This is a genomic window from Mucilaginibacter sp. P4_A11, from assembly GCF_056402535.1.
In genome coordinates this window covers 540,907-566,167 of sequence record NZ_JBFUHE010000003.1, presented here as the reverse complement: position 1 = coordinate 566,167, position 25,261 = coordinate 540,907, and the positions used below count along the sequence as shown (strand labels likewise).

Annotated in this window: 22 protein-coding genes and 1 tRNA gene; 1 reads left to right on the top strand and 22 read right to left on the bottom strand. The window is 38.8% G+C overall.

All coding sequences use genetic code 11. The features are described 5' to 3' along the window. Positions 1-93 precede the first annotated feature (93 nt). A tRNA-Pro gene (locus tag AC1DUD_RS09290) sits at positions 94-167 on the top strand. Between the two features lie 684 nt (positions 168-851). Here AC1DUD_RS09290 and AC1DUD_RS09285 read toward each other — a convergent pair. The 22 genes from AC1DUD_RS09285 to AC1DUD_RS09180 form a co-directional block, all read right to left on the bottom strand. Next, positions 852-1,793, bottom strand: a complete 942-nt coding sequence (locus AC1DUD_RS09285) for a hypothetical protein (RefSeq protein ID WP_477373862.1) — start codon at positions 1,791-1,793, stop codon at positions 852-854. A gap of 3 nt (positions 1,794-1,796) precedes the next feature. Next, positions 1,797-3,248: an MBOAT family O-acyltransferase gene (locus AC1DUD_RS09280; protein WP_477373860.1), complete on the bottom strand. Its 1,452-nt coding sequence runs from the start codon at positions 3,246-3,248 to the stop codon at positions 1,797-1,799. Positions 3,249-3,452: 204 nt separating this feature from the next. After that, positions 3,453-3,890, bottom strand: a complete 438-nt coding sequence (locus tag AC1DUD_RS09275; RefSeq protein WP_477373858.1) for a hypothetical protein — start codon at positions 3,888-3,890, stop codon at positions 3,453-3,455. A gap of 607 nt (positions 3,891-4,497) precedes the next feature. Further along, complete coding sequence (locus AC1DUD_RS09270) at positions 4,498-5,988, bottom strand: PAS domain-containing protein (protein ID WP_477373855.1); 1,491 nt, start codon at positions 5,986-5,988, stop codon at positions 4,498-4,500. 137 nt (positions 5,989-6,125) lie between these two features. Further along, positions 6,126-8,078, bottom strand: coding sequence for a polysaccharide biosynthesis protein (locus AC1DUD_RS09265; RefSeq protein ID WP_477373853.1), 1,953 nt, complete (start codon positions 8,076-8,078; stop codon positions 6,126-6,128). A 25-nt stretch (positions 8,079-8,103) separates the two neighbouring features. Then, a complete protein-coding gene (locus tag AC1DUD_RS09260) occupies positions 8,104-9,120 on the bottom strand; it encodes a GNAT family N-acetyltransferase (protein ID WP_477373851.1) in 1,017 nt (338 codons plus the stop codon). A 20-nt stretch (positions 9,121-9,140) separates the two neighbouring features. Continuing rightward, on the bottom strand, positions 9,141-9,659 hold the full coding sequence (locus tag AC1DUD_RS09255) for a GNAT family N-acetyltransferase (RefSeq protein WP_477373849.1): 519 nt from the start codon (positions 9,657-9,659) through the stop codon (positions 9,141-9,143). Continuing rightward, a complete protein-coding gene (locus tag AC1DUD_RS09250) occupies positions 9,656-10,630 on the bottom strand; it encodes a hypothetical protein (RefSeq protein ID WP_477373847.1) in 975 nt (324 codons plus the stop codon). Before AC1DUD_RS09250 ends, AC1DUD_RS09255 begins: the two co-directional genes overlap by 4 nt. Before the next feature lie 29 nt (positions 10,631-10,659). Further along, positions 10,660-11,463 (bottom strand): phytanoyl-CoA dioxygenase family protein, encoded by an 804-nt coding sequence (locus AC1DUD_RS09245; protein WP_477373845.1) that lies wholly within the window; start codon positions 11,461-11,463, stop codon positions 10,660-10,662. A gap of 26 nt (positions 11,464-11,489) precedes the next feature. Further along, positions 11,490-12,620: a glycosyltransferase family 4 protein gene (locus tag AC1DUD_RS09240; protein ID WP_477373843.1), complete on the bottom strand. Its 1,131-nt coding sequence runs from the start codon at positions 12,618-12,620 to the stop codon at positions 11,490-11,492. A gap of 84 nt (positions 12,621-12,704) precedes the next feature. Beyond that, the gene (locus AC1DUD_RS09235) at positions 12,705-13,790 is read right to left on the bottom strand and encodes an NAD-dependent epimerase (protein WP_477373841.1); all 1,086 of its coding nucleotides are present in this window, start codon (positions 13,788-13,790) and stop codon (positions 12,705-12,707) included. A 224-nt stretch (positions 13,791-14,014) separates the two neighbouring features. Then, positions 14,015-14,449, bottom strand: a complete 435-nt coding sequence (locus AC1DUD_RS09230) for a hypothetical protein (protein ID WP_477373839.1) — start codon at positions 14,447-14,449, stop codon at positions 14,015-14,017. A 56-nt stretch (positions 14,450-14,505) separates the two neighbouring features. After that, a complete protein-coding gene (locus tag AC1DUD_RS09225) occupies positions 14,506-15,567 on the bottom strand; it encodes a glycosyltransferase (protein WP_477373837.1) in 1,062 nt (353 codons plus the stop codon). A gap of 8 nt (positions 15,568-15,575) precedes the next feature. Then, a complete protein-coding gene (locus AC1DUD_RS09220) occupies positions 15,576-16,493 on the bottom strand; it encodes a glucosamine inositolphosphorylceramide transferase family protein (protein WP_477373835.1) in 918 nt (305 codons plus the stop codon). Continuing rightward, the gene (locus AC1DUD_RS09215; protein WP_477373833.1) at positions 16,490-17,221 is read right to left on the bottom strand and encodes a hypothetical protein; all 732 of its coding nucleotides are present in this window, start codon (positions 17,219-17,221) and stop codon (positions 16,490-16,492) included. Before AC1DUD_RS09215 ends, AC1DUD_RS09220 begins: the two co-directional genes overlap by 4 nt. Positions 17,222-17,235: 14 nt before the next feature. Then, complete coding sequence (asnB, locus tag AC1DUD_RS09210) at positions 17,236-19,077, bottom strand: asparagine synthase (glutamine-hydrolyzing) (protein WP_477373831.1); 1,842 nt, start codon at positions 19,075-19,077, stop codon at positions 17,236-17,238. A 29-nt stretch (positions 19,078-19,106) separates the two neighbouring features. After that, positions 19,107-20,168: a glycosyltransferase gene (locus AC1DUD_RS09205; protein ID WP_477373829.1), complete on the bottom strand. Its 1,062-nt coding sequence runs from the start codon at positions 20,166-20,168 to the stop codon at positions 19,107-19,109. A 26-nt stretch (positions 20,169-20,194) separates the two neighbouring features. Then, positions 20,195-21,424 (bottom strand): O-antigen ligase family protein, encoded by a 1,230-nt coding sequence (locus AC1DUD_RS09200; RefSeq protein ID WP_477373827.1) that lies wholly within the window; start codon positions 21,422-21,424, stop codon positions 20,195-20,197. Between the two features lie 18 nt (positions 21,425-21,442). Then, positions 21,443-22,033, bottom strand: a complete 591-nt coding sequence (locus tag AC1DUD_RS09195; protein ID WP_477373825.1) for a sugar transferase — start codon at positions 22,031-22,033, stop codon at positions 21,443-21,445. 8 nt (positions 22,034-22,041) lie between these two features. Beyond that, positions 22,042-23,286, bottom strand: a complete 1,245-nt coding sequence (locus AC1DUD_RS09190) for a DegT/DnrJ/EryC1/StrS family aminotransferase (protein WP_477373823.1) — start codon at positions 23,284-23,286, stop codon at positions 22,042-22,044. Between the two features lie 16 nt (positions 23,287-23,302). Then, positions 23,303-24,070, bottom strand: a complete 768-nt coding sequence (locus AC1DUD_RS09185) for a DUF2334 domain-containing protein (RefSeq protein WP_477373821.1) — start codon at positions 24,068-24,070, stop codon at positions 23,303-23,305. A gap of 20 nt (positions 24,071-24,090) precedes the next feature. Beyond that, entirely contained in the window at positions 24,091-25,260 is a 1,170-nt protein-coding gene (locus AC1DUD_RS09180) for a glycosyltransferase family 4 protein (protein WP_477373819.1), read from the bottom strand. Position 25,261 lies beyond the last annotated feature (1 nt).

Below are 25,261 nucleotides of genomic sequence, written 5' to 3'. Positions count from 1 at the left end.
AAGCGATGCCAAGCATCAAAAACCCTCTAAATCGAAAGTTTAGAGGGTTTTATTTTCTGATTGGAACAATGATAATGCCCGGCGAAAGCCAAACGGGATGTAGCGTAGCCCGGTATCGCGCCACATTTGGGATGTGGAGGCCGCAGGTTCGAATCCTGCCATCCCGACAAAAAGCGATACCAAATCAATGAAAGCCCTGTAAATTGAAATATTTACGGGGCTTTCTACTTTAAGTACTTTTACGAATGATTTAACTATTCCGGAAAACAGGTACTGCTTGTAGTGATTTAGGTGAAAATTTGAATTTGCAATAGCTTGATTGTTAGGTTGTTTTGTGTTGTTGACGCTTTGTTTTACAAAAAAATAATCAAAACATGCAACATTTTTTAATTAGATGCGTCTTATAAGAAATCTGAACCGTGAAAAAATTGATCTTAATAAATGCAGCTTGTTCGCCTACTGGCTCATTTGTTGCCTGGCAACAATCTGCTGCTGAAGAATTTGGCATTTCATCACAATACCGAAACCAACAGTACGTCATAAATATCCCTGCTTATTTTTACATAAACTATTAACTGACCACTAAGACTCCGGTAATTAGTTGGTCATTATCTTACTCATAAAGGTGTTTTATCAGCCTTTAAATGATATTTCCCGATAGTTCTTATATGTGTGTTTTTCATTGAGGAAAATGCAGTTTTAGTTAATAAATAAAGCGCCGGCCAGGGATGGCGCTTTATTTTTTGATTTCAGCCAATTTAAAAGCTTCCAAAGCTTAGTTCATGAAAATAACATAAAAAAGCCCGATACGTTTTGTACCAGGCCTGTTAGTTGAAGTTTAGATATATTAATTAATCGCCTGCTTTGTTGTCAACTCTTTCTATATAGGCTGTATTATCCGAACTAAGCATTCCGTTTATGATGCGTTGATTTATATACGTTGAGTATTTAAAAGCTCCTTTAAAATTTAAATGTCCAAAATCGGCAAATTCATCATTTTTAATAGGGAAATTATTAAAATCGAGAAATTTCACATCGCTAAAATAATGTTCACGGATGAATGAAAACTCGGCCTCATTATTTCTAAACTCATACAAAGGGTGTTGCGGGCTCCTGATCAGGAAAACACGTTTGTGCATGTTATTACAATAATCTATTATTTTTCTTAAATATTGAAGGTTGGTTGTTGAAATGCTGTTTTTGCTTGGCGACGTTTTAGTATTTTTATTTACCGGATTACCTGCAGGTAAATGCCTGGAGCTGTCGATCTTGAAATATCCACCTATTTTGCCGGTATAATCATAGTTAAATGAAAGTGCATTAATCAGGTTGGTACGAGCAGCTATGCCTATGCAATTCATAAAGTATTTTGAATTGTGCTTAGCCAGTAACTCCATATCTGCGAAGCTCATAAAGGAAGCGTATTGCGGAAACATGTTTGACATATAAGTGTATCCCCATGTCCAGTCATCCATTTTTGTATCAATCTGGTTGTTGGAAAATTCTATAAGTACTGTTGTTACCTGGGGGTTTTGTGCCAGGTACTTTTTAACTTTCTGAAAGGTGTAAAAATATGATTCGGCAGAGTGCGAGAGGTTGGTGAAATTAGATATAAGGGTGTCATCATAAGCGCATTCGGAGTGTGAGTGGCCAAAAAGCGCGATCGTTCTATTTTTGTTGATACTGAACTTTGAAAATTTATTTACCATATAGCCCGGAATCAGGGCAACGGCCAATATGAGTACAAAGCTCATTAAAGCAAACAATATGGTTTTAACTAAAAAGCGGTGCATTGCTTAAAATTGAAAATAAATAAACTGTTGCTCTTTGCCGGTAAATAAAAAGATCACCACCACCAGCATGTAGTAAAAAGTTAATCTATACCCTCTTTTTCTTAGCCAGGTTAATTTCTCTATCGCATACTGGTTTTCTCGTCCTTGCCACTCAACTATTATAAAGCATATGATAAGAATGATCACTTCAAGCAGTTGAGCCTTATTAACATCCAATTGAGGAATTGAGAAAAGCGATCTTGAAAAGATCCTGCCAATATATTTGAACGCTTGTGTAACACTATCGGCCCTGAAAAATATCCAGGCAAAAACCACCTGCAGAAATGTCAATACCATTTGTGTAAGCTCAAGCGGCGTTGGCATGACTTTGCCTTTGGCTACGATTTCGAGATGGTTCCGGTTTGTTTTTAACAGGATCGAGGGAAGTATAAACAGTGCATTTAAAAGTCCCCAGATAATGAAAGTCCAGTTTGCACCGTGCCAAAAGCCACTAACTAAGAAAATGATTAAAGTGTTTCGTACTTTGAGCCAAAGGCCTGTTTTACTACCTCCAAGTGGGATGTACAGGTAATCCCTAAACCATGATGACAGTGAGATATGCCATCTGCGCCAAAATTCGGCCATATCCCTTGAAAAGTAGGGGAATGCGAAATTTCTCAGCAGTTCAAACCCGAAAAGTTTTGCTATGCCCAAAGCCATGTCTGAATAGCCCGAAAAATCGCAATAGATTTGAAAGGCAAAGAATACAGCACCTAAAACCAGGGCGCTGCCTGAATAATGTGAACTGTTTGCAAATATGATGTTAGCGTAGTCGGCACACTGATCGGCGATTACGGCTTTTTTAAACAGGCCCCACAATATCTGCCTTAGGCCATTAATTGCATCCTGGTAATCAAATTTCCTTTTTGTTTTTACCTGGGGTAAAAGGTGTGTGGCGCGTTCAATTGGGCCTGCTACCAAAAGTGGGAAAAAGCTTACGAACAGTGAATAGTCAATAAAGTTTCGCTCAGCTTCAATGCGGTTTTTATAAACGTCAATTACGTATGATAATCCGTGAAATGTATAAAAGGATATCCCTACAGGCAGGATCACATTTAAGGTGAAAGGGCTTAAATGGATCCCGAAGTCTGCGCCTAAAGCCGCGAGGGAAGATGCAAAGAAGTTATAATATTTAAAAACACCTAAAAAGCCCAGATTTATGGATATGCTTAACCAAAGCCAAAAGGTTTTCAAGCCTTGTGTTTTGGCCTGGAACATTTTTAACCCTGTAAAGTAATCTAAAAGAGTTGAAAAGATAAGTAAGAACAGAAAACGCCAATCCCAGCAAGCGTAAAAGAAATAGCTTGCTGCCATCAGCAGTAGGTTTTGCTGTTGCAGTTTTCGGTTAAATACAAACCAATAAAGCACAAAAACTACTATCAGAAATATTCCGAATCCGAATGAATTAAAAAGCATGTTCTGATTAATTAAATGAAACAACCGGAGCCGGTTAATTTAAAGGGACACTGCAAGTATAGAGGTGGGAGATGGGTAGATATAATAGATCGCCATAACAAAATCGATTGCTGCAAAACAGTAAGCAATTTTGTTATGACATTAAAGAGCGTATGTACAGGTTTTTATCAATATAAAACAGGTTTTGTATATGTCAGAAAATCCTCAGTCGGGTTTTAGAGTACTTTCATTACGCAATGCCTCATTAAATTTTTCAAGCAGTTTTATGTACTTATCCATCCAATAATATATGGCATCAAGCGGTGCATCTTTTGCCTCATGGGTTTCGATGTCTTTTTCAGCATTTGGAGAGTTAAATCTCAAAGCAAATTCATTCGGAAATTCCTTTGAAAAATCATGCTCTATAACGATACCTATTTGACAAATGATATCAAAGCTAAGCCTTTTGGTGTTGAACCAATTGTACAAGGTTCTGCGACTTACATTGAGTTTCCGGGCGATTTCACTTATCCCCATATGATCGCGCCTAACAATTCGCTCTACGATTTTGCCAAAATGTAAATCTTGAGTGTCATTAATACCAATAGATCTTTGATCGTTATTGATATATGAACTAACGGGGTAAAAAACTTTGCTGTGCATAAGATTAGATTCGATTAGGTTGTCAAACTTTTAGTTGGTTAGCATATGTAATTTAGGTTATAATAAAATTGCAGGTTACATATAGATATTTATGGCCATAAATATCCAATTTGGCTTTTCTTGAGTCATGTTTTTAGATTTAGGCTATTCATTGGTTTTAATATTCCTTACCCTACTTTTCTACGCTGGCAAACAAATAGTTGATTTTTTTGAAACTTTTGTTTTATTGTTTGCGTAATAAAAATATGTATACTTCTCTTCTTTATTCAACCTATAAAAGGTCAAATTATACCTGTAAAGGGTGCTGATTACTGTTTGTTTAACGCATATCTACAATAATGCGTCTTTCGGCTGTTCATTTTGTGCATTTTTTTGTGAGTGATAGTTAAGTTATTAAACTGTGCCCGACTTAATGTAGTGTTATTTTATTGAGTTTTCTAATGGGTTTAGATTTATTTCAAAATAAGAGAAAAGTACACATGTCATAGTGACGGAAACATATTAATTCGCAGATATTACGAAATGATCAATTATTTTTTGAGAGTAGTAAAACCGAAAGGTAATTGCTTGTTACTTGGGTAGTTATTAAAAGCAAACCGTTTTATGATCAAATAGGGGTAACGTCAAAAAGTATTCCTGATAACTTTTTACATTTATTATTTTGAAGTTCAGGGTAACCTATGATCCTTATTCGTTTTGAATTGCCTCCGGCTGTTATCATTTCAACTTCAATATCAAAAGGAACTCCGTTCTTCAACGAGTTTCTTAACGCTTTTTTAATCAGGTTTTGGCTTTTACCTTGTTTTACAAATTTCCAAACAGCTTTTATATCAGGTACAAAATGGTCAGGCAACTCAAGGATGTTTTGAATGATCTTGTCCCACTGTGTTGTATGGGTAAGCATATCCCTGGTCCAGGTGCCGATTTTTGAAAAAGTAGCTGCTTTTTTCAGAAGCTTTACAGCCCGTTCATTTTCTTTCTCAATAGCTTTAACTTTAGAGATATCTTCAGTGTGAACACACAACCCGCCAACTTCGCCTGATGGCGTGAACCAGGGATAGATATTCCACTTTAACCAGCTGCGGATGCCATTATTCTTTTTCAGCAGCAACCCTTCACAATGATATATGTGGCCTTGTAAACAGTGAATGTGCTGCTTTTCACATTTCTTTTTTGTGTCGGGCAAAATCTCATAGAGACTTTTTTCAAGAAAATTTGTATTTTGAAGATTGTATTCGGTAATCCAGCTTTCTGAAACGGCTATAAACTGCATCTGCGTATTGAACATAGCAATAGTTATAGGAGCTTCCTCAATCAGCGTTTTATAATGATTGATGCTTTCTTTTTGAACCTGGTTGTTCTGCAGGTCTGTCGATTTCTCTTCTAAATATTTATGATAACACGCCGAAAAATTTGAAGGATTGGAAAAGTTAAGCATTACTGCCATCTGGTTTTTGTTGCAGCGCTTTTCCCTGATATATCTGTCTGCAATTTCCATTTGCAGGTACCGGTAGTACGAAAAGATAGTTCGCCCAAAGCTCTGCTTAAAATCCCTTTTTAATTTTGATTCGGATACAAAATGTTTTTTTGAAAGAGCAGAGATACTCGGAAATCCGACAAACAGGTTTTCATTTAATGTTTTAGCGACATTTTCAAGCAACTGATCGTTTTGAGTTAAAAACTCCGGCAGCTTCTCAATTCCTGCTTCATCGGTGAGGTGTTTGTTATTCAGCGGACTAATATCCGTCATATGCGCATAAAACCCTTTTAATTCACCGTCAACATAGTCTGGGTGATAAGTAACGCGCACGTTTTTGGCTTTACCAGAATATAAGTGGATCACCTGGTCAAAAACCTGTATCTTACCTGCTAATACTCCATTAATATAGGGAAGTTGTACGTCAAAAAGGGAACCCAAAATTTCTGAAAGATGCGATTTGTTGATCATATGTTCAGGAGTTATCCCAAACCAATCGGCCGTAGCTTTATTGGCATACCGGCAAATCAGGTTTTTATCCCAATAAGCAAGCATTGCCTCTGTGTGCTCCGTCACATTGAACGCTATCTCAAAAAAATTAGAATTCAGGTCAAAGGACATAGGGTTCCCTCTTAAAAATATTACTCATCGGCTTTTACCCATCATAAGGTGGATGAGTCTTTAGGTTATAATTTGCTTAAATCTGCAAATTATTATTGATAACCTATGAGATAAATCATTCAAATTAAAAAAAAAGCTTAGTTCGCCATTTGTTTATCAATCAATTTTATGTCGAGCTTTTCATATTGCGAATTATTACTAATATAATCCGGCAGTATGGTTTTCATTTTCGATACTACCAGATCAACTTCATTATGGAGGTTGAGTTCCAAAAGATCTGTTATTAAATTATTGATCTTAGTGTAGCTTACGGGGATATTTTTCGAGATTTTAATGTCTTTATTATATGTAGGTATTACTTCCTCTTCGGCATTCAACAATTCTTCATATAATTTTTCTCCCGGACGCAAACCTGTATAAACGATCTGTATATCCTTGCCCGGGATAAGACCGGCCATTTTGATCATATTGGCTGCAAGATCGGCAATTTTCACAGGCTCACCCATGTCAAACAAGAAGATTTCGCCGCCTTTACCCATTACCTCGGCCTCAAGCACCAGTTGAACGGCTTCGGGTATTGTCATAAAATATCTTGTGATATCCGGATGTGTAACAGTAACAGGGCCACCTTTTTCAATTTGTGCTTTAAAGCGAGGGATCACTGACCCGTTTGATCCGAGAACATTGCCAAACCGCGTAGTAATAAACCTGGTTTGGTTGCCTTTTGATGGATCGGAGTTGAAAAAGTGCTCTTCAAACAACAGGTTGTTCAACGATTGAATATACATTTCGGCAATACGTTTTGAAGCCCCCATAATATTAGTTGGACGTACTGCTTTATCTGTTGATATCATTACAAATTTTTCAACGTTAAATTCAATCGAAATGTCGGCCAGGTTTTTTGTGCCCCATACGTTAGTTAAAATTGCCTCGGTAGGGTTATTCTCCATCATAGGGACATGTTTGTAAGCGGCAGCGTGAAACACTATTTGGGGCTTGTATAAATTAAAAAGGGTTTTTATCCGCCCTGAATTTTGGATATCAGCAATAAATATCCGGGTGCGGTTTCCGTACAATCCATCTTCAATTTCCATTTGTATATCATGCAGTGGGGTTTCGGCCCTGTCACATAAAACAACAAACTCGGGGTTATACATTAACACCTGCCTAACCAGTTCTGAACCTATTGAACCTGCAGCACCCGTAATTAAGATCCTCTTACCCTTAATTTCATCTAAAATATGTTCGTTACAGATCTTTATAGGTTTTCGCTCAAGCAGGTCTTCGATTTTTAAGTCTTTAAATTGGTTTAGATTAGGTTTACCGTTTATCCACTGATCTGACGATGGCACAACAATTACCTTTATCCCAAGTTCAATGCATTTTTCAACAGCCTTCCTTTTTCCGTCAACCTTTATATCTTCAGATGTTATGAGCAATGATTTTATATCATACCGGCTTTTTAGCATATCAATTGATTTGATTGGATAAACCCGTTTTTGCTCAATTAATTTTGATATCCTATCGATCCCGGTGTCAATAAAGCCCTGCACATTTATTATAAGGCCTTTTTGTGCTTCAAGAGTATTTTTGATCAGGATGGAAGGTTCGTTTGAGCCGTATATAAGTACATTTTCCTTTTCTAACTTGTAGTTGGTTGTTTCAATATATTTAAAAACATCCTTTATGATAATGCGCATGCACATTAGCATTGATGAGGTGATAAAGAAATTGATCAACAACACGTCTACTAACCCGCTTACGTTTATTTTAAGATAAAAAGCGAAGAACACGTGATAAAACGCCAGGAACGTAACGTTACTTGCCAGCACAGTTATTAAAATCCGCATCATATCGCGGGTGTTTGAATACCTGATAATACACGTATGTATTTTCATGACCACAAAAACCAGCACTGCATTGGCGCAGTAAAACATCATGTAATAAAGGCTGACAGGATCAAACTGAAGTCGGTTTTTAAAATAAAGTGATGTCCATAATGATAACAGAACCACCATAAGGTCAATTACCAGGATTAGCCATCTTGAATGGAACTTGTCCTGGAACAATAAATTTTTCAGGTATATCATAACGGGTTTATTTAGGTATTATCATTTAAGCATATCTATACAGTGGGAAGAAATCCACTTCGATATTTTCTTCGATGCCTTTATCATGTAAAAGCTTTTGATATATCTCAGGATTGGCGATATATCTCCATGTTTTGAAATCAAGATGGAAATCTGAGAAAGCACATTTCCAATCAAATAATTTATCGTTTTTAAACCCGAGGCCCCCCCCCAGGTTGTAATATTTCATGCCCTTTTCCCTGCCTATTTGAGTTATTGAATCTGCCAGAAATTTTGTTGGGCTGTGATGTAAATATTCGGCACGGGCACCCACCAGGTGGGCCTGAATAATGCCATTTGTAAAGGCTATAATGGTGCTTGCAATTGCGATATCTTTGTAATAAACAGTTAATAAACGTGCTTCATATTCGGAGGTGTTTAATATTTCTGAAAAGTATTTTTCGTTAAACAGGTAGTAGCTGCTGGCGCCTACGCGCTTCATGTTTTCGGTATAAATTTCAACGAAGGTGTTTATGCCTTCAATGTTGGTTTCGTCCTCTACTCTGAACCCTTTTTTCCAGGCGTGCTTAATGGCATCCATGGTTGATTGCCTGTACTTTTTTCGCTGCTCATCAATAGAGAGCGAAAGATCAAATACAACCGTTTTTCCGTTTTCGTGAACGCCACCAAATTTCTCCAATAATTTTTGCTGCTTATAAAAAGGGTGCATCCTGGCAAAAACCGATACATACTTTTCACTTATAAGGAAGTTACTGAAAGCTGCTTTAAAGTTTTCCATCAGTTCCTCATCTATCTCGTCAATTTTTTTATTTGAAAACGGCCCCGAGAATCCATACACGCAGGTTAGGTCACTATACTCAGATCCAGGTATTTTTCGCTGCAGCAATGGGAAACCGATGTAAGTATCAGACTCTTCATAAACGAACAGAACAGGATCACCAGATATTTCAAGTGAGTGGTAGTGCCACGTATGATAAAAATCATATTCTGCCGAATTACCTACATAAGAAATCCATTCCTCTTTATTGAGGAGAGTAAGCATCTTAATCATTGAAATAAAGTTTAAGAGATAGAATTATGCTCTTGATTTTGAAGCTGAACAAATTTGGTTTTGGTGACGCTCATGGTAATCATATCATTTGCCTTACCTGTAATTTCAAATCCGGCTTTTTCATAAACAGTTATTGCTGCGATATTGGCCGGGTGCACTTTTAGATAGATCTCTTCCAGTTCTTTTATTAAAAAACCATATCGTATCATTTGAACAGTTGCCTGGTAGCCTATTCCTTTACCCCAGTAAAGCTTGTTGCCAATAAATAAATGCAGTTCCGCGTCACGATCAGTAATATCCAGTAACTGAATATTGCCTATGTAGGTGTTAAGCTCTCTAACACAAATTGCAAATCTGAGTTGATCGGGCCTAGCCAGCTTTTCACGTAACCATGCCGTTTCTATTTCAGAGCTGATATAGTGAGTTGGTTTGTAGCCCGTATAAACCCATATTAATGGGTCATTGCGCCATGCATAAGATACGGACGCATCTTCTATTACAAGGGGGCGTATGTAAACTGAAATGGTCATAAAAAAAGTCTTAGCGTATTTAACATATAAAACATATCCTGAAGGTCATATCGCTGATCAATTGGTAATGGAACCAGGCACTGGGCCAGGTAATTTTCGGTAGTGTTTTTTTKGGTCCATTTAAATACGTTTGGCCAATAGGTGGCAACGTATATTTTTTTCTGTATCAGGTGAACTTTCAGATGCCGGTCGTTTGTTAAAAAAGGATAAACCAGGGGAACTGTATGCTCATCGGTAGCCTCAAACTTGAGCAGGTTAAACTCAGCGAGGTGCTTATGCAGAAAATTAAAGTTTCTTTGTCTGGCAAATACACATTCGTTGTAATTAATGCTTGAAAGTATTTTTTGGGTTAATAATGACATTGATCTGATCTCGTTGTTTTCCAGATCTTTGCTGTTATTTACATAGTCTGAATATCCTGCTTCAATGCCTGAGTCAATGCTTTTTATCAGGTGCGAAAACCGGTGTACTGAGCTATCTAGCGGTAACTTTTTAGCAAGCTTTCGTTTAATACTTAAATATGCGCCATCCGGAACGCCAAAAAACTTACGGCATGAGTAAAATGTATCAACACCTGCAATTGGTTCAGAAAAAAAAGCTTGTGAATTATCAATTATCAAATTTTTGATCTTGTTGCTAAGCTCAAATGCTTTTTCTTGTTTTATGCCAAAATAGTTGGTATATAAAAAGCAGGCGTCGTGTTCAATTTCAAAATCAATTATGGGATCTAACTGCCTGTCAATATGATAAAACTGGTATTGAATGCCTATCCTTATAAGTGGCTCAAGCAATGCATCGCAGGTAAAATAGGGAATATGAATTTTATGGTATTTTTTTTGCAGTAGTATGTATTCCAACGCGTTACGCCCAGTGTTTAAACGAACCAGATCGGGGTAATATTCGTTTCCTTTAGGCAGTTCCAGCTCCAAATACCCACCTATGGGTTTTACAGCGGCTTTGTTTTTTTGCATGACCGTAAATTGATTGTGAAAAACAAGTGTTATCCCTGATCACTTTTATACATTCTTAAATGAACGGGCTGATAGTATTCATCAAGGCTTTCAGGAATACGTGAATTATACCCCAATACCTGGCGCTGATCTGCGCTGAGATGATCAATAAAATCATAGCCCAATACCCTTGGATAATCCATTTGTGGTTTAATAAAAGGGCGTGTAAATCCCAGTGTTAATGCGCGGCGTTGTTTGATCGTTTTATTTTCGCCTGCTGCGTGCCAAATATTTGAATCGAAAAGAATAATACTCCCTTTAGGAGTTATAGCCCGGTCTGCTGTTTGGTGAAAATAAGTTTCGTTAGGTTTGATATCCGTTTTGTGAGAGCCTGATAAAAAATACGTAGCTCCGTTTTCTGCAGTGAAATCATCAAGGGTAACTATCATTTGCACCAGCAATTTAGTATCGCCCATAAATGTGCGTACATCGCGGTGCATGTTACTTATATAAGGATGCTGCTGCTGGGTATGTATTACAGCATTAAAACCATTCAGTATATAATTTCCACTCAAAAAATAAGCTATCTCATCGGCACAATACATTTTTTCAATAAACGAGAGAGTGAAATTGTCCTTTTCAACAAGGTGGTGAAGTGTGCCGGTCATATTAGCGCTTATCCCGTTTTTTTCCTGTATGGCTCGTCGTTTAACATAACCTTCTTTCAAATCCTCATTAATGGTTGCAACAAAATCGTTGTCTAAGACATTCTCAAAAATGACCCATCCATAATCACGCATAGCAACGCGGAAGTCCTCAAAATGCCTGTCTCCGTAATTAAGTATATTTTTCATGTATTGTATTGTTGGTTTCCGGTTAATTAGTTGAGGCCCATTATCTGCATCATCCTGGCATTTACCTTATGTACATCAAATTTCTCCTGTGCCAATGTCAGTCCGTTAAGTCCGAAACTGCTGATAGCTTCATTGTTGTTGATGAAATATTCCATTTTTCGCACAAGTTCGGCGGTGTTTTTTACAGGTATTAAAAATCCATTGCTGTTGGGTGATGTTTCAATAGTTTCCCGGCAACCAACGGAGTCGCAGGTTATAATGGCGCGTGCCATAGCCATTGCTTCAAGCAAACACCGTGGTATACCCTCCCTGTAGTATGAAGGCAATACAACAACAGATGAGCCACTTATGTATGGCCGTACATCATCAACAGCGCCCAGGTAATTGATAACACTTCTGTGCTTTATTTCCGAAAATAAATCGGGGTGAATAGCGTCAACATTATCATCATAAGCTCCAATGAGTTTAAAAGTTACCTGCGGATGCTTTAGGAACACAATTTGCGCGGCTTCAAAGTATTCGCGGATCCCTTTGGCGTTGATGAGCCTGGATACCATGATGAAGCTTATGTTATTAAGATCGGGCTGAGTAGGAGTGTAGTGGCTCAAATCAACCCCCGAGCCGTTAACAACTGCTGTTTGATGCTTCGCAGAGATTATTTTACAATCCAGTAAGGTTTGAACGTCATCTTTATTTTGAAATATCACTGATAACCCCGGCCTGTTCCTAAGACTGAACCGAAGCAAAATGCGCGTAATTTTACTTGTTACAGATGTGTTACCGGTAACAAAATTATAACCAAGCCCCGAAAGCATTGGGGTTATTTTTCGCACACCGCTCATTTTAGCCGCAAGTGTTCCGTAAATAACCGGTTTAAGAGTATACGGGAAAAAGACGTCGGGCTTTAATTGTTTAATGAGCCTGTAAAGCCTATACGCGTATTTGAGATCAGATAAAACGGATACATTACTGCCGTTTAAATCATTTTCAAATATAACTATGTTTAAAAATGCAAGTTTCGCGCGTTGTTCGGGCGGTATGGTAGGGGTAAAAACATACACTGTATGTTCTTTTTGTATCAGCTCAACTAACTTACCTCTGAAATCAATCAGCGATTTGGCCGAATCACAGGCTATCAGCACTTTTTGGCTTGACATAATGTTGTAATAAGCAATGAGTTATGAGTATGGGCGCCCCCGAAATGTTATGAAACATTGCTCAAACGGTATTGCGGGCTATTTTTAGTTAACAAGAACCGGCTCGGGCTTAGTGGTTTTAATATGATAATACTTTTTATACCAGGCAATAAACCGCTTCACCCCTGTAGGAACAGAAACCTGGGGCTTGTAATCCAGCATTTCATCTAAATGTGAAACGTCGGCACAGGTTTCTGCAACATCTCCATCCTGCATTGGCATTAATGTTTTAATAGCAGGTTTATTTACCTGTTTTTCAATTTCGGTAACAAAATCAAGAAGATTTACAGGGGCGCCCCGGCCAATGTTAAATACCCTGAACGGTGCAGATGAAGTAGCCGGGTCCGGATTTTTAGCATTCCACAGGTAGTTGCGTTCTGCCGGCTTATCAATAGTGTGGGTAATGCCTTCAACAATATCATCTACGTAAGTGAAATCGCGCAACATATTACCATTGTTGAAAACCTGTATAGGCTTACCTTCCAAAATTGCTTTGGTAAAAATAAATAAAGCCATATCTGGTCGGCCCCATGGCCCGTAAACGGTGAAAAAACGTAAACCGGTGGTACGCAGGTTAAATAAATGGCTGTAGGTGTGGGCCATCATTTCGTTGGCCTTTTTTGACGCCGCATACAACGAAACCGGGTGATCTGCAATTTCATGCTCGCTGAAAGGCATTTTTTTATTTAAACCATATACACTTGATGAACTGGCGTAAACAAGGTGGTCAATCTTGAAATGCCTGCAGCACTCCAGTATATTTAAAAACCCTTTTATATTTGAGTCGATATAAACCTCTGGGTGGGTAAGGCTGTAGCGTACTCCTGCCTGTGCAGCCAGGTTGCAAACGGCATCAAACTTGTTGTTTTGAAAATGTTGCTCCAGGTTTTCCTTATCTGTTATATCAAGTTTTATAAAAGTGTAGTTAGGATATTTAGTGCTGCAAACAGGTTTGTTGTAAGCTATTTCTGATACCTCTATGCCGGTATTCAGCAATCGGTCATGTTTTAACTTCACGTCATAATAGTCATTAATATTGTCAATGCCTACAACTGTGTCGCCTCGTTTTAATAATTTTTGGGTTAAATGATAGCCGATAAATCCCGCGGTGCCGGTGATTAAAATTTTCATAAATAAGTGAAATTAGGTTTAAATGAAGCCTTGTGAGGAAAGGCGGTTAATTAACTGGTTTGATCGATAACGCCTGCATTTAAGCAGGTTCCGGGCAAATAGTGTATGAGCAAAGAGGCAGAAATAATGACCGGAAAAGGTAGGTAGATGTAATTATTGAAGAAGATTTATTTTGAGTAATGAGTGTACCAAATTGCGAGAGTTTGAGTGAAAACTGATAAATCCTACTTCATAGTATAAGTGTATTTTCTCCCGTTTGTTAGGGGATCACTATTGTCTGACGTTGAAAAATACAGCGTATTACCCCAGTGGCTAAATTGCCCCAACCCAAAGGTGCGGATATCATGGTGGTTAGAATGGGCTGGCCCAAGTTCAACGCCATTTTCAAATAGCCTGAGCTTTGAAACTGACGGGGAAGTATTGGAATCCCCAATTTCGGGCAAATCATAGCCGATTTTATGCGAAAAACCGCTATCGCTTCTCAAGCCTATCAAATTTATTGATTTGATGGTCTCGTCTTGTGGTGCCACATTGGTAGTTGGAGGCACAATTGGCGCTGGTTGGTCAGCTTTTTTACAGCCATTAATGGCAGCTACCATAATTGTAGTTGTTATTATAGGCAACACAACATTTCGGATGGAATTAATAATTGTTTTCATAAAATTTATTTTTAGTTAGTTAAAGTTGTTGCGCTACTTGTATAGGTTGGGGGTAATTATACCAGTGCATTAAGTATAGATTTGATAAAAATTTCGGGGGTACGGTCTTCTACATATTGCATTATTAGGTCCTTATTTGGGTTGTTTGTACTAAGTGCGATGTTTATAGTGGTAGTTAATGAATTTACATTATCGGCTTCGGCCAAATAAATGCCCGGGATCTCGTCAATACCTCCTGCGCAATTGGTGCTGATCACAACTGGGTTCAGGATCAACATTTGCAGCAATACATTAGGGAACCCTTCTTTTATTGACGATACTACACAGGCCTTTGCCCGTTTAAAATAAGGCATTGGGTTAGCCACCCATCCCTTTAATATAACCCTGTCTTCTAATTTTAATTCGCTGATCAGTTTTTCAAGCGAAGCTTGTTCCGGACCCTCACCAAAAATGAACAACCGAAGGTTAGGACGTGATGCTTTGATTTCATCAAAGGCCATGATCAGTATATCAAAACCTTTTTCAGGGATTAATCGCCCGGCTGCGCAAATAAATTCGGCAGTTGCATCAGCTAAAGGCAGTGAGGCTTCGCCTTTTATTAAGTTTTGCTCAATATCAATCGGGTTTTTTTGGATGATCACCCTTTGCTCATCAATGTATGGGAGATGTTGTACAAAAGTATCCCGCATGTTACGGGTTTGGCACACTACTAAATTTACGCCGGGATAACCAAGCCAGTATGCCAATTTGTAACTCCATTTTTTTAAACCACTATACCTGGTTAAAACAGATGAACATTCTCTTACAATAAGCTTAGATTTTAAATAGCCGATCCGTTTTAAAAGGCCGAGGTAGGCGTTTAAATATGGGTGTGTACTAAAAACTATATAATCGCTACGGTAATGCCTTAAACCTTTTATCAGCCGGAAAAAGCCGCTTGCTATACTCCCGGTGCCCATATATTCAGCATGCAGATCATCCGGTATATTTAACCCTCCGCTTTCAACCTTTTTTAAAAAAATCAAATTGGCATTACTTGCCCGGGCAGCTTGTAATAATATGTTCTCTGCTCCGTTTGCCTGGTCGGTGATTGAAACAAAAAGTAATCTTGGCATCATCTTGGGCATTAGTTAGGCTTATTAAGGTTCTTTAGCTTCCTTATTACTTTTTTAAAAGGCCCCATTGCACTAAATACTTTACGTTTTCCGTCAACAACCAATAAACCATCTTCGAAGTTTATGGTATGCAAGCCTTCATCATAAGGTGCCTGGGGAAGTAATTCAAAAGCGGTATGGTACTGGAAATCAGTTTCGGTTATGCTGGTTATTTCATTGATCATTACCGAACCGCCATAACATTTTTTAGGGTTTTGGCTTGGCATGTAAAGCTTTTGCCCTACTATGAATAAGCGGCCGGCCGACCGGCTTACGTTTGAAGCCACCTTTATAGGGTTTTGCTTATGCGCCTTAAATGGCGAGTCGAGCTTATCGGCATAAAATAAATATAGTACACCGTGTTGCCCGGAAACACTTGTAAAAAGCCAGTATCTGTTGTTGTAACGTATGATGGAACTGTCAACAAATGACTGGCCTTCTAACAGTACCCTGATCTTTTCAAATTTATATGGGTTATTCATATCAATTTGATAAAGTGCGACTTGTTTAGCTGATGCTGTTTCCGGGATACAATATAGCTGGTCGCTATCAGTGAACATGTAAGGATAGGAGAGGTGTATATCATCTTTCATGATGCCATTTACTTTTTTCTTGTTTTTAAAATGCATGTCATCGGTCATCATGATCTCACCTCGCCCCTTCCAAAAATTAAGCTCTTCATAATAGAGATGTACACGACCGTTTATATTTGCGGTAAAAGGATCGGCGGCATAATCAGCTGTATCTTCTGAAAGCCAGTTGATTTTTCCGTTTAGTTGCTTGGTGAGTATAAGGTTTTCCGGAGATTGTGATATATAACCTATATTCCATTTGTCATAACAGAACATTTTGTGAATAAATGAATTTAACGCAGAGATAAGATCTTTCATAATCGGAATATTTTTTTTAGAAATGACAGGAATGTTAGTGATATGGGTACGTAATCGGTTTCTTGCAGCAGGCTTCCACCAAAACTATCTTTGAACTTATTTATTTTTAAAAGTTCTGTATCTGAAGTGTTGTAGGCATAACCGCCCAGATCATAAGTTTTAAAGCCCAACTGCTTAAAAAAACAGATATCTTCAAAATGCAGCAGGCGGTTTGCCCTGCCGGTAACAGCCCTTAACTGACTGTCATTTTCATTTCTGAACAGCGAGGCCGAATGTAAAAGTCTTACCCTTTGCGACGAGTTATCACGAATGTAAGCGTGCATAACAACATCCTGATTCTGGAAAACCGCTTTGGTGATAAACAGGTGCGGCTTGTATTTAAAAAACTCCTTATTAAGCCTTTTGAGGCCTTTAGTTACTGCAAATGCATTGTAAAAGTCGATAAACTGTTTGATGCCAGTACCCATTACGGTTGATACCCCATCCTTAACGGCCCTGCGTATTTCGTACGATGTGTTCTTTTCAAAATTGGCTTCAATGGCAGTTATGGGTGCATTGATATCAATTACCTTGGTGAAAAAATCTTCTTTACGATATCCGGGAACTTCATCACAGCTATTGCTTTGTTTGTAATATTTTAAAAGACAGCCCCATAAATTAGGTTTTGAAGCGAACCACACCACAGTGTACGGAACTATGCGCATAGCCCTGTTGTTAATCTGGATCATAAGGTTTAATATGTTTAAGCTACCTGGTAAGTTGAAATTGGTTTTGAATGCTGATCTTTCAGCCATTGGGTAAATACCAGCAGCTTCCAGATCTGGGTGGACCGGTTCCATTTACCACTCATATGGTCGTTTATCATAGCATATGATTTTTGTACATTAATACCCGGGATGTTCTTTAGTTCGCTGATTGAAAGATGATCCATTACGTGATCTTTCAATTCATTTTTAAACCAATGATTGAGTGGCATGGTAAAACCTGATTTTGGCCTGTCAAACAGTTGAGCGGGAGCGTATTGGTATAAAATATCCTTCAAAATCCGTTTTTGTACGCCGTATTTAAATTTGTAGTTATCGGGCAAGTTTTGGGCAAAAGCAACTACCCGGTGGTCCATTAGCGGAGCCCTTGCCTCTAATGAAAAGGCCATTGTGCCACGATCAACCTTGGTGTTTATGTCGCCGTTCAGATATGTCTTGGTGTCAAAGGCAGAGAGCTTCTGGAGCATACTTGTTGATTTTGATGACCAGATATCCATGAATGGCACCTGCAGCCCAACGTTAGGGTTATTAAGCCAGGAATATTCGAGCCCGCCCATCATAAGCCCGTAAAGTGATTTAATTTCTGAGTTGCAAATACCTAAGGCAATAAGCTTATGACGATAGTTAGGCGAGATGCTGATAACATCTGCAATTTTTTTACGTACAGCCAGCGGACATTTAAACAGCTGATCAACCATATTAAACCATTTGTAACGGCTATATCCCAAAAAGCTTTCATCACCGCCATCTCCGCTTAAAACTACAGTAACATGTTTTTTAGTGTATTTGCTCAACAGCAAAGTAGGTATAGCGCTTGAGTCGGCAAAGGGTTCATCATAATATCGCCCAAAACTCTCAATTAGTTCAATACCTTCCTCTTTGTTGCATTCAATTGTATGGTGATCTGTTTGCAGATGCGCTGCAATTTTTTGTGCAAACACACTCTCATCAAACCCTTTTTCTCTGAATTTTATACAAAATGTTTTTACGTTTTTGTAATTCTTTGCAGCCAATGCAGCCACCAGTGATGAGTCAATACCTCCTGAAAGATAAACCCCCAGGGGTACATCGGCATGCATACGTATATCAACCGCGTTGGAGATCAGCCGGGTTAAATCCGTTTGAGCTTCGGCATATGAACCTTCATAGTGCCCGGAGTGAGTTAAATCCAGTTCCCAATATTTTTTTGACCTGAAAGTGCCTGTATTACAATCAAAACAAAATGAATGCCCGGCTTCAAGCTTTTTAATTTCGTTCCACGCCGATTTTGGTTCAGGGACATATCCCCATATAAAGTACTCATTAATAGCTTGTTCATTAATGGTTACATCCCTGCCTATGCATATTTGCGAGGGTTGACTGGCAAATTCAAAATCAAAGCCGCAGTGCGCGTAATAAAATGGCTTTTTGCCAAGCCTGTCGCGTGCGCCAAAAAGCTTACGGGTGTGGCTATCATAAATTACAAAGGCAAACATGCCGTTGAAATGATTGACGCAATTTTCGCCGTATTCGAGGAAGGCAGCAGTAATTACCTCGGTATCCGAATCGGTAGTGAAACTGTAACCCAACGCGGTTAATTTAACCCTTAAGGGTTTGTAATTGTAGATCTCGCCGTTAAATACAATTTTAAGGTGCTCGTAGGTAAATGGCTGATCTGACCGGTGATCCAGATCAACAATAGCCAGGCGGTTATGGCCTAAAATAACAGGTCCGTTACGCTCAAACCCAGAATAATCCGGACCCCTGAAATCGGCCCTTGCCAGTTTCTTAAATATGACCTCATCGTCATACCCCACTGTTGATCCATAAATGCCGCACATATAAAAAAGTAATATGGTTAATGGTTTGTTTAATTAGCAAGCAGCGTTTCGTATGCCTGGCCTATTTTATTAAGCCCAAAGCGTTCAATGATATCTGCTTTGATATTGGGATGCTGCCAGGTTTGATTGCATGCGCGGATAATTTGGTGGCGTAGCTCGCACAGATCGTTCTGCTCGGCTATAAAGCCGTTAAAGCCTTCTCTTATCAGTTCATTTACCCCGCCAACCCTGAATGTAACAACAGGTACGCCAACCGATAGGGATTCAAGTACCACGTTGGGGAAACCTTCAGTAAACGAACTTAAAACCAGCACATCGTGTTTGGCTATAACTTCTGTAACATTGCTGATCTCGCCAGTAAACACTACACGGTTTTTAATGCCGGTATTTTCTGCTTCTGCTTTTAATGTATCCATCAGCGGGCCATCACCGGCAATAGTTAAAACATAGTTTTGTGGCAACGCTTTCATTACTTCCAGTAGACGAAATAATCCTTTCTCTTTGATCAGGCGGTTAACTGCAATAAGCCTTTTTAAGCCGGAAATGTTGTTTTTAGGTTTTAAAACATCTGTTGTAATAACCGGGTTATGAATAACTATCAGTTTATTTAAGTTGATGTTATATAGTTTGGCTATTGATTGCCTCATTTCTTCCGATTGGCAAACAATTGAGTTAAAGCGAACAAATAAAAACCTTGAAAAGTAATTGTAAAAGCGGGCTTTAAATCCATAAAACTGCCTCATTTGCTGCGGATTATTGGATGCCCTGGCTATTAAATTCGGTATTTTAATTAATATGGAAACAAGGGCTACCAGGATATTGATATGATCGGTAGTTGAGAAAACGGCATATGGTTTTTCATCTTTCAAAAGTTTTTGAAGCTTAAAAAATGAACGCGAAGCTTTTATTGTTCCCAGATCTACAAACCTTATACCTGCTATTTCTGTTGAGAAACTGCATTCGTTTCCATTCAAAAGCACTACAACTACTTCATAGTCGGGTTTGTTGAAATATTGAGACAACAGCCAGTAAACGCGCTCAGAACCACCTGCACCAAGCGAACTAAGGATAAGGAAAATTTTCTTTCTCATTATAAACTAAAGATTAGAAGTAAGTTTTAAGCAACAGCTAATTCTTCCTGCACTGGTTCGGCCTGAATTATGGGATCTTTCAGTTTGCTATGGTGTAATACTGCAAAATAAATGAATAGAGTAGGGCCATCAACACTCATTAACCATCCGTTATGTGATAACGCGTTTAGCGAAACTGCTATGAATGAAAAGAATAAAGCCACATAAATTGCATTCCCTTTATGTTTTACATTTTTGATGGTTTGCCAAAACAGGCGAACAGTTTTATAATATATGGCCCATAGTATGCCAAGTCCTAAAAATGGGCCGAGCAGGGTTATAAACATCAGGTAAGCATTGTGCGATGATAAGCCGAATGTAAACATCGGGTTTCGATACGTTACCTCATCCCACGTTTTGCCATAAAATACAAGGCCGAAAGGATAATCTGCAAATATTTTAAGATTTTCGGCCGCCATATTGATCCTGTTAAAATCATTGGCTTGTTTAGCCTGGTTTTTGGATAAGATGTTGTTTTTCTCATCCATGTTGTCTTTTAACACATAAGTGTATAGCCCGAAACATATGATCACTGTTGCTGCGACCAGGAAAACTGCCTTGTAGCGATAATAAATGAATAGAAACAAGGTTACAGCAATGCCGAAGCTTATAAATGCAGACCTGTTCATACCAAGATAAATGCAAATAACACAGGCCGCTAAAACTAAAACCCTCACTATTAGATATTGCCTGGTGGTACATGATGCAATAAAGGCAAATGTGCTAAGTGAAACAACCTGGTATCCAAAGTTAAATTGAGTTACAGCCAAACCTGAAGGACTTTGTTTTACCGGCTCACCAAGTAACATACTCCTTATCGGATCAATAATGCCGGCCATACTGTGATCCAACACCATGATGACCATTGAGCCCGCCAGCAGGAAAAAGAACATCAACAATGATGAATAATAGCGTAATTTATTTGAGCCTACAAAATAATTAAAGTATAGCGCGCAGGGTATTACTGTAAGGAGTATGGCAAAAAAGCCGATATAATTGCTCATACCTACTACCTGGTAAAAAAAAACGCCTATAACAAAAATTATCAGCTCGTTGTAATAACCAAAATCTAATATGGGTTTTTGTACAAAAAATAGCAGTATGCAAAAAATTACAGGTGCAGGGATCCTTAATGTATCTGTCATGAAAATGCCAAAGGCAAGTGTATACAGATAGAAGAACATTAAACTATAAAAGAGGCTCTTTTTAAGCAGCATAATAAAGTGGTTCTGATATTATTGAAAAATCCGTTTTATTGTGGATAGTATAATTTTGACGTCCATTAAAATACCCTGGTTGTCAATGTATTCGAGGTTTTTACTGATCTTTGAAGGGACGATCACGCTGATGTACATCGCTTCCGGATCTTCGCTGCCAGCAAGGATGTCGTTTTCATCGAAGTATTTAATAGATGCCCAGTCGGTTACGCCTGGTTTTACGCTCAGCACCCGTAACTGGGCCGGGGTATACATATTAACATATTTCCTTACCTCGGGGCGTGGGCCAACAAAGCTCATATCGCCTTTTAACACATTTAGCAATTGCGGCAGTTCATCAAGTTTATATTTTCGGAGCCAGTAACCAACGCTGGTTATCCGGTAATCTTTACTTCCTATTGTCAATAATCCGGCTCTGTCTGAATCTACATACATGGTACGGAACTTGAAGAGTTTAAACTCATCGCCATTTTTTCCAACCCGGGCTTGTTTATAAAATGCGCCCCCTCTTGAGTTAATTTTAATAGCGATTGCTATCAACAGAAACAGAGGTATCAGAATTATCAGCGTTATAACTGAAAAGCCGATATCAAAATGTCGTTTAAGCATAATGGTATCTATAATTCAACTTTTGCAGGTTCCTTACACTCTTCCAATACAGCATTAACCGAATTGATGACGGTTGTGACGATGAAATCTAACTGCTCGTCAGAAAGCTGTGGATAGATTGGGAGTGAGATTTCATTAGCAAAAAGTGAATAGGCCGATGGATATTTTAATATATCATAACCTAAATCCTTAAAAAGGGTTAACATGGGCAGCGGTGTAAAGTGCACATTGGCCATTATCCCTTCGCTCATGATCAAATCAATGATCTGATCGCGTTGGGTTTCAGTTATACCTTTAACCCTAAGTGCAAACAAATGATATGAGGATTCCCTCTGTTCATTTTTTAAAGCTGGTTCAATAAACCAATCCATTGCTTTAAAACTGTCGCAATATATAGCTGCAACACGTTTACGCATGGGAAGCAGCTTATCATTATAATTCCTGAGCTGGCCAATGCCTATTGCTGCGCAAATGTCGGGCATGTTGATCTTGAGGCCCATAAATAGGATATCGTATTTCCAGCCGCCGCCATTACTTTTGGTGAAAGCATCTTTGGTTTGGCCGTTTAGGGTATACAGCTTTAAATAACGGTATTCATCGGCTGGGTTGAAATCGGAGGGGAGGTTAATACAGATGCAACCGCCCTCGGCCGTGGTAACATTCTTTACTGCGTGGAAGGAAAAAATTGAAACGTCACTATACCTTGCTGCCGGTAATTCATGTATGGTTGCACCTATTGAGTGCGCTGAATCGGCAATTAACAGGATTCTGCCTAAAATATTTTGTTTCGGGCTTTCCGGAACAAACAGCTTTTTAGTTTCCGGTTTATTGATAGCAGCTTTTAACTCCTCATAATCACAGGGCCAGCCGGCTATGTCCACGGCAATAATGGCCTTGGTTTTTGGGGTTATGGCGTTAACCACGGCATCTGTAGAAATGCAGCAATCATTGTACACATCAACAATAACCGGGATAGCACCACAATGTAACACGCTCAATGCAGTTGCACAATAGGTGTAGGCAGGGATAATAATCTCATCGCCTTCTTTTATACCAAACCATTTTAGCATCAGGATGGCTCCGGATGTCCATGAGTTTACACAAACAGCTGCATCAGTAGCTGTAAGCTGTTTCATTTGTTGCTCAAGGGCGGCTACTTTAGGGCCTGTGGTTATCCAGCCCGAGTTAAGCGTATCCATAACCTCGTTTATAACAGCCTGGTCAATGTATGGGGGGGCAAAAGGAATTTTCATATCGGGTTTAATAGTTTTAGTTTCCGGCAGGGATCCGTTCCATAAAAGCGATCATTTTCTGAGCATAATCGCGGGCTAACCTTTTATAAATGCTATATTTTTCGTAAATGGCATTTGCCAGCGTGTAGTTTGAAAAATCCAAACTATCAAGCGATACAAAAAGGTGATGGTTCTTTTCTATAAAAAGTTCAAGCTCTTTAAAGGATTTGGCCGGGCAGGTTTCAGGATGGTAATTGAATGTCCAGGTATGTTTTGTTTTTTGTTCAACTTCAGATAGTTGAACAGGAACCCAGTTAAATCCAAACCTCATGTAGGGCGATCTGAGCAATCCGTCGCTAATTATTTTGATGTTAGTGTACTCATGTAACGCTAATAGTGTATTGCGGTCGAAGGTATGTGCCGGAGCGATAAAAACCGTTGGATGGATATTTTCGCGCTTGAAAATTTCAGCCGCTTTTCTTATTTTCTCTTTTTGAGTTTGCAATGGTACTCCGGCAAACTCCGACCTTTTATTCATCTTAAGCAAACCTGAGTTATGATTTATGTAATAATGATCAAAACCATGCATGCCTATCACGTAATTTTTATTTTGGAGTTCGCGCACCAATTGCCAATAGTAAGGGTTAAAATTGCCGCATGCCTTTAATTTAGGGTCTTTATTGGCAGGTATAACAGCTATTATTGGTTTTATGCCATACCTGTCAAACAGGGTGAAAAAACGTTCCCATTTAGCGAGGTTATTTGTTGGGCACAAATCATCTAAACGAATTAAATACCGTAACATAATATCAGTTTGATAGGGGGTTACAAAGCTGGTTGGCTGCTTGTTAATTGAGCAGGGACCACTGATGAAGCAGCATGTTTTTTAATCAGAGTCTCCCATTCACCCAGTATTTTATCAGGGTGGTTGGTTTGTGATATGATGCGAGCTTTAATTCCAAGCTCATTTCTTAAAGCCGGTTCGTTTGCAAGGCTCAACATAGCATCACTTAAACCGGCTACTGAGCCATTGTTTACTAATATGCCGTTTTCATTATTGGCGATGATTTCTGAAGGTCCAAAATTGCAATCGAAAGCAACAGATGGACATCCAAAGCTCATAGCCTCAACCAATGCGTTAGGATAGCCTTCATTGCGCGATGGTAGTACATACATTTCGGCCTGGCTATAATAGTCCTGTAGGTTGTTCCGGCTGCCTGGTAGCAGCACTCTTTCTTTTAATCCATGATTGAAGATCTGGGCAACCAGGTTTGCCCGCTCTTCGCCATCACCTATAATGATCAGATCAATATCCTCAAGACCGGTTTTTGCGTAAGCTTCAATAAGGATGTCAAACCCTTTTACATAAGCCAGGCGGCCAACGCCTAAAATGAACCTGCGGTTATGCACCTTTTCATCAGAAGATGGCTGGAAAAGGGTAACGGCGTTAGTGATGCGCTGGATATTGTTAAGAACCCTAAAATCTGTATCTTTTAGCAGGCAGTCTTCAACTCCTTTAGCACTAACTACTACTGCCGCCGCTTTTTTATACAAACTTAAAGCCAGGTGCTTATGTAAATAATTAAAGCTGTTAACACTCCTGTCAGGCGATGTGCGCTCTGAAACAATGTAAGGTACGCGGGTTAACCAGCAGGTGATCCCTGTCCAGATATTGGCCGAGGTAATGAATGATAAAACACAAGCCGGTTTTTCTGTGCGCAACAGCTTTATAAGCTTAAAAAAGGTTTCAACGATATGGTATACTCTATCTACAGACCTACTTTTCTGACGATCTGTTAGGTAAAATACTTTAACGCCCTTTTCGATCTCATACGCCGGGACATCATTGTTTAAGGAAATAAGTACCGACTGGAAATTGTTTTTGTTAAAATAATTAGCAAGCGATATAATAACTCTTTCTGCTCCTCCGCCTTTAAGCGATGGTATGATGAAAAACAGAACGGGCTTTGAAAAGGATGCGGCTTGTATTTTCATT